This is a genomic window from Calditerricola satsumensis, assembly GCF_014646935.1.
Taxonomy (GTDB): Bacteria; Bacillota; Bacilli; order Calditerricolales; family Calditerricolaceae; genus Calditerricola; species Calditerricola satsumensis.
This window is the reverse complement of the sequence record NZ_BMOF01000110.1, coordinates 1-561: the sequence shown is the minus strand read 5'-3', so window position 1 is coordinate 561 and position 561 is coordinate 1. Positions and strand designations below refer to the sequence as shown.

The following is a 561-nucleotide window of genomic DNA, read 5'->3' as shown; positions in this document are numbered from 1 at the left end:
GGCCGAAACGGGCGCGCCGCCCCCTTGGCGCGCCGGCCGGGGCCCGAGCGCGGCGCCATCTCCCGCCACACGGCGGCGAACAGCAGCCGCCGGCGCGCGCGCTCATCGAGAAACGACTGGAGAGGTTCCTCCATCGGCCACCCGCTCCTTTCCGGCGACCACGTCGACAACCGGAAGCCCCCACGCCGCCGCGGCCAAGGCGTCGAGGAAGGCGTCGGCGTCAAAGCGCCAGCCGTCCGGGGAAACCGGATTGGCCGCCACCGCGCACAGGCGTACCCCCCGCCGCACCCACAGGCGCACGCCGCGGCGATGCAGGCGGCGCAGCGCGTCGTACGGCAGAAAGACGCGCGTGGGATCGCGCACCACGAGGTCCAAGGGCTGGCCGTCGTCCAGCATCCCCCACACGCGTGCGGTCAGCGCGCCGGCAAGGCACACGCGGCGAAAGCCGTCCCGCAGCGCCGCGCAGAGCGCCGCCCGCTGCGCCTCCAGCGGCTCACCGGGTCGGCCGAGGGTCCGTACCGTCCCGTCGGCGCGTCCCAGCACGGCGGCGCCGGACCCGGC

Annotated in this window: 1 pseudogene; it reads right to left on the bottom strand. The window is 76.5% G+C overall.

Annotation, left to right across the window (positions count from 1 at the left end):
• Nucleotides 1-102: 102 nt before the first annotated feature.
• Nucleotides 103-561: pseudogene (locus tag IEX61_RS12270) on the bottom strand (hypothetical protein); the annotation flags it as partial.